The sequence below is a fragment of the candidate division WOR-3 bacterium genome (assembly GCA_039802005.1).
Classification (GTDB): domain Bacteria; phylum Hydrothermota; class Tepidihabitantia; order SM23-42; family JAOAFX01; genus JAOAFX01.
The window spans coordinates 1-5386 of record JBDRVV010000061.1 but is presented as its reverse complement, the minus strand read 5'-3'; the positions used below and the strand labels follow the sequence as shown (position 1 = coordinate 5386).

At 37.3% G+C, this 5386-nt stretch carries 4 protein-coding genes; all 4 read right to left on the bottom strand.

What is annotated here, in order from left to right:
* A partial coding sequence (locus ABIL69_11595) for a M14 family metallopeptidase (protein MEO0124632.1) occupies positions 1–1495 on the bottom strand: 1495 nt, incomplete at its 3' end.
* A gap of 69 nt (positions 1496–1564) precedes the next feature.
* The gene (locus ABIL69_11590; GenBank protein MEO0124631.1) at positions 1565–2872 is read right to left on the bottom strand and encodes a hypothetical protein; all 1308 of its coding nucleotides are present in this window, start codon (positions 2870–2872) and stop codon (positions 1565–1567) included.
* Complete coding sequence (gene rseP, locus ABIL69_11585; protein ID MEO0124630.1) at positions 2869–4167, bottom strand: RIP metalloprotease RseP; 1299 nt, start codon at positions 4165–4167, stop codon at positions 2869–2871. The genes ABIL69_11590 and rseP overlap by 4 nt, the downstream gene beginning before the upstream one ends.
* Position 4168: 1 nt before the next feature.
* Complete coding sequence (gene dxr / locus ABIL69_11580) at positions 4169–5305, bottom strand: 1-deoxy-D-xylulose-5-phosphate reductoisomerase (GenBank protein MEO0124629.1); 1137 nt, start codon at positions 5303–5305, stop codon at positions 4169–4171.
* Positions 5306–5386 lie beyond the last annotated feature (81 nt).

Sequence of the window (5386 nt, the reverse complement as noted above, 5' to 3'; positions counted from 1 at the left end):
GATAAGGATGTAATGTCCGTGCCGCACTATTCATATTGTTGGTATTACCTGAGAATAAACTATATGAACCAGAATGATGCTGGGCAGTAGAGAGGGAAAATCCCTGTAAAACCCAACGTCCGGTGCCCGATTCCAGATTATCTTCAATCACACTGGGATTGGAAAGCTCCACAAGTTCCCACTGGGTGGGATGATTTTCTGACGGATTAACTGGATGCCACCTGATTGTATAATTTTGAGAAACATTGCCTATCGGATATATAACCGGTGGGGCTACACAACCTTCACATAATATTGGGATTGAATCTCTACAAAGCTGGGCAAGGTATTTTAGTGCCTTGAAATTTTCTCTGAAGATTATATCCAACTGGGTAGTATCTTGATAGAACGCAGTCCCGATCTCGGTGCAGTAGGAAAGATTGGCAATCCCACCAACCCAGTGGCACCAGGAATATAACCAATCATCACTCCCACCACTCGTTGGATAAGGATTTGAATATGATTGTCCTGGTGTATATGTTCCGCCTCCCAATCTGTTAACCATCCCCGCCATCCTGTTGCCGAGACGGGTATAAACTGTAGCATCTGGAGTTCCAGAACTTGTCCATCCCCAAGGCCAAAGAATAAGTTCGCTGTAACTGTGATAGGTCATATAGGCATTGATAATGCGATTTCTTACATACATTGCCAGTGCCCTTGTTTCATCACCGGAATTTACACAAGCACCACAGAATGTCTGGTCTGAAGGATAATGGCTTGCCTGTGCTTCATCAACCGCACCCCAGTCACCAGCAATATCACCGCTACAACCACCATAATTCCGATTCGGGTCAGTGCCTGTGGCACCACCGAACGGCTCACGATTCTTACGCCAGGATAACCCGGACGGATAATCATATACATATCCATCAACATTTATCACCGGAAACGCATATATCTCTATATTATCAACAATCTGCTTTATCTCATTATTCGTCGCATAAACCTTCGTTATTGAATCACAAAACTTGTAAACCACAAAAGGCGTCGCCCACTCACGGGCATGATGACAACCATCAATCAAAAACCCTGGCTCGGTAGGATCTTCATAATTAGGATTATCCGAAATCTTAACACCATATATCCAGCGATTCTGATATGTCCTTATCGGCAGTGAATCAAACTTACAGATTGAAGAATAATTCTGTGCCATCTGCCGCATCATCTGGACATACTGGTCATAACTGTAATAATGGCTTCTAACCTCTTCTTTCTCCAATTCAAGACTATAAATCTGAACCTCATAAGGTAATCCCGAAGCAATGATTTTATCCATTGTATTACGGTCAGCCACAATATCATACCACTCATTTGCCCTGCCCGTAGCAATATCAAGGTTGTATTTCGGCGATATACGAGCAAGGTCATCCCATCTGCCATACACACGCACAACGACTGTCTGGGCAGAGAGGATTCCTGCTGTTATTAAAAAAAGAAAAGGTATAATGCGTTTCATATTACCTCCTCTACCAAAGATTATATCTGTCAATTCATTAAAGTCAAGATATTTTTGTATAATGTAGCATTATGGTGGATAACCAACTTTTTCAAGAAAATTGTCGCGATATGAAAGATTAGGAATAAGATAGAAAAACATAGTATTATAAAATCCAAGCTGAGGGGCGACAAGTATTAAACGGCGTAAGATTGTTTCCCAAGAATAAAAACTATCTCTTAGTAATTCAAGCCAGTTATACAATTCATTCTGAGCAATTCCTTCCAGTCTTACCACTGGCATCCACCTATCATAAAGAGAAAGGTCTTTATTAACACGTTTACTTTTCTCCAGTTTTTTATAAGTCTCAGTAAAAGGCAACGGTGTTCGCACTGCAATTTCCACAAAATCAAGTTTAATGTTGAACAAAAATTTTAAGAAATCTCTAAAAAACTTTGCATTTTCACCTTCAAATCCAAGCATAATTTTAGCACCAACGGTCATTCTACTTCCATGTATCATATTGACTTCGTATTCTTTCTGTTTTGTAAACTCCCGTCTATAAATATCGTTTGAGAGGTTGTTACCCAACCAATCTTCTTTCAGGTATATAATACGCACACCATGTTCTTTTAAAAAATTCATAAACCTTGGGTATTTGAAAAATGAACCTTTGGTCTGGAATATCCACATTTTTTTCAAACGCCAGCATTCACGGAGAATCTCACAGGCATAATCAAGATTATGTAAAAAATCATCATCCATTAAATATATCATTTTTCTCTGTAACCTCGAAACTTCATAATAAACTTCTTTGGGGTCCCAGAATTGGTCTTTTTTATAAATAACGCTTTCAAAGCAATAATCTTTAAACTCATTGCTGCAGAAACATCCATACGAAGTTCTCAATTGCGAAATTATCGGTGTCAAACCATATTTTTTTTCATATTCACGGTATGTTCTAAAACTAACCCTTGCCTCCCCCGCTTCATAGACATCGGCGATTTCATTATTTTTATAATCATTAAGAATTTTTTCCCAGACTGCAGTTATATCACCCCTGACAACAACATCAAAATACTTTTTTGCTTCAGCCAAAAACAGCGATGGATAAACACCATAGGCGACCGTCTTGACACCTATTTCATGGTATTTTTGCGCCAAAGTTTGAGTATAATATGCCAGAGTAAGAGGAATGGGGAAAACAATTATATCAGGCGTAATTTCAGGTTTTTCCTCAGTTCTTTCATCAAAATAATAAAAATCACAATTTTTTGAAAGATAGGCAAGACGCATTGCATCGTAATTGGGCCTGCGAAAAAATGCGCTTCCTTTAATTGCAATGAGGGGTTCAAATCTTTTCGCAGATGAAACTGGATAATAAAACAGTATCTTCATCTTGTTAGGTCATTAAATGTAACATAAATGATAAGCAATATGATTATAGCAAAACCCACTTGTTGAATTACCAATCTTGTCTTTTTACTGAATCGTTTCTTCCGAATTCCTTCTATTATCGCCACCACTATGTGGCCACCATCCAATGCCGGAATAGGAAAAAGATTGACAAGCCCAAGGTTTATAGATATTACACTCAATAAACTCAGTAAATTTTCAAAACCCCAGCGTGCTGATTCCCCAGTAAGTTTAGCAATAGCAATTGGACCCCCAAGTGCCTTTCTTGAAATTTCACCTTTTATCAATTGATAAAAAGTCTTGAGTGTCAAATAAATCAATTCTACTGAGCGATTTATCGCCATTGCCACCGCCTTGCCCGGTTTAATATTAATCTTCTTCAATGGCATAACGATACCGATCTGACCAATCGTATCTTTTAATATAGGGTCATAATAGGGTAGCGGGGTTATCACTGCTGATTTCAATTCATTGTTATGTTTATAGGTAATATTTAACGGCACATTCTTAGACTTCCGCACTATTGATACAAAGTCATCCCAGGTTTCAATTTTTTTTCCATCAATACTTATTATTGTATCATTATTTACCATTCCTGCTTTGTGTGCGGGACCATCTATCTTAAGAGAACCAACTACGGGTGGAACAAAAGGAGTCAAAATCAGTGAATCGGGATTTACAACTAAATTCATTACCAATATCTGACCTTCCCTTTTTAATGTAACTTTTATAACACTATCTTTTTTTGACTCAAATATTCCTTCTATTTCATCCCAGTAACTGATAGGTTGATCGTTTATAGAAATAAGTGAATCAAGGTTTTTTAATCCAATCCTTTCAGCATAACTTCCATTTTCCACTTTTATTCGCAAATGCGGGTTTACATATAATCCGAAAAACATATAAAGAACGATTAAAACAATTGCACCGGAAATTATATTGAAAACGGGACCACTAATCACAACCATTATTCTGTGGAATAAAGGTGCCTCATAAAAGCCAGGAATTTGATTTTCTGATGTTTCAAGATTCTGTTTTGAAAAGGGAATTTCAGCATCTTCCTCGCCCGCCATCTTCACATAACCGCCCACCGGGATATACGCAATTCTGAAATCGGTTTCACCAATCTTCTTTTTTATTATCGGTGGGCCAAAACCAATAGAAAATTTTTCTACAGGAATTTTAAAAATCTTGGCAAATATAAAATGGCCAAATTCGTGAATAGTAATGGAAAAACCGAGGATAAAAAGAAATGCGATCACTGTTATCAGAAACACCCTACCTCCCTTTTTTTATCTCTTTGTGAACAAATTCTTTTGCCCATATTTCAGCCTGCCTATATTCTTCTATACCACCCGACACAGGATTGTGGGCGGACATTGCCTTTTTAATAATACCAGTTATGTCCTGAAATCTTAATTTATCATCAAGGAATGCCCTGACTGCTGCCTCATTCGCACCGTTAAGAACAGCCGGCATACTTTTTCCAATCTTCAATGCCTCATAGGCTAAATTTAATCCCGGGAACTTCTTGTAATCCGGCGTGAAAAAATTCAAATGTCTTATTTTATCAAGTTCTATTGATCTCACAAGTGATGGCATTCTCTGTGGGGTAGTCAACGCATATTGTATGGGCAACCTCATATCGGGACGAGAAAATTGACCGATCAAAGTCCCATCAATAAATTGGACCAAAGAATGGCAGATCGCCTCAGGATGTATAACAACCTTTATTTTCTCAGGTGGAACATTAAAAAGATGGTGCGCTTCAATGATTTCCTGTGCTTTGTTCATCATCGTTGCTGAATCAACTGTTATTTTTTTACCCATATTCCAGACAGGATGATTCAAAACATCTGATTTCCGAACATTTTTTAAAGAACGATTTAAAAATGGACCGCCACTTGCAGTAAGAATAATTTTATCAATTTCGTCCGGTTTTCTACCTTCAAGGCACTGGTATATCGCTGAATGTTCACTGTCCACTGGTATCAATTCTACATTATTCTTCTTTACCTCTTTCATCACTATTTCACCAAAACTCACAAGAACTTCTTTTGTTGCCAGACAGATTCTCATACCTTTTCTTATTGCCGAAAGGATTGCATATATACCGATTGCACTTGAAAATGCAGCAACAAGAATATCGGCGTTAGATTTTTCTATCATTTCATATAATCCATCTTCGCCGAACATGATATTCTTTTTTCCGAAAGTTTGTTTTAACTCTTTGTAGTATCCTTTATTAACTAAAACCGCATATTGGGGGCTTAATTCATTAATCTGTCTATTCAAAAGTCTATAATTTGAATAAGTTGCCAGACCAGCAATTTTATATTCTCTCAAATTTTTTAAAACCTTAATTGTATTCAATCCAATTGAACCGGTGGAACCAAATATTATTACTTTCCTCATAAATTCTTTTTTAGAAATATTAGATCCTTCTTGGTTGTTATCTTGATATTATTCGGTTCGCCTTGAAAGACAAAGACTTCC

Excerpts from the sequence above, each read along its gene's own strand:
- ABIL69_11590 (MEO0124631.1), bottom strand. The coding sequence starts at position 2,872 with ATGAAGATACTGTTTTATTATCCAGTTTCATCTGCGAAAAGATTTGAA.
- dxr (MEO0124629.1), bottom strand. The coding sequence starts at position 5,305 with ATGAGGAAAGTAATAATATTTGGTTCCACCGGTTCAATTGGATTGAAT.